This is a genomic window from Halomonas elongata, assembly GCF_029081005.1.
Lineage (GTDB): Bacteria > Pseudomonadota > Gammaproteobacteria > Pseudomonadales > Halomonadaceae > Halomonas > Halomonas elongata_B.
Window position 1 is genome coordinate 1 of record NZ_JAJQTQ010000123.1, and the last position, 382, is coordinate 382.

General features: G+C 61.8%; 1 protein-coding gene. It reads right to left on the minus strand.

The genetic code is table 11. From position 1 onward, the window contains the following. The coding region (locus tag LU493_RS19730; protein ID WP_275289499.1) for a glutamate ligase domain-containing protein at nt 1-382 on the minus strand (382 nt) is incomplete at both ends.

A 382-nucleotide genomic window follows, 5' to 3' on the forward strand; every position in this document is an offset into this window, starting at 1 on the left:
AGACGGGCGACGGTCACGCGGTCGGAATAATCCAGACGGCGGTTGCCGACGATCTGGTAATCTTCATGGCCTTTACCCGCCACCAGCACCACGTCGTTCTCTTTCGCCTGCATCACGGCGTTGGTCACCGCTTCCGCGCGGCCTTCCATCACCTTCGCCTGACCTGCATCGAGCATGCCGGCCAGAATATCGTTGATAATCGCCCGCGGCTCTTCGGTGCGCGGGTTATCGTCAGTAACGACCACGATGTCGGCAAATTCTTCCGCGATAGCGCCCATCAACGGACGTTTACCTTTGTCGCGGTCGCCGCCGCAGCCGAAGACGCACCACAGCTTGCCGCTGCAGTGCAGGCGTGCCGCCTGCAGCGCTTTTTCCAGCGCGT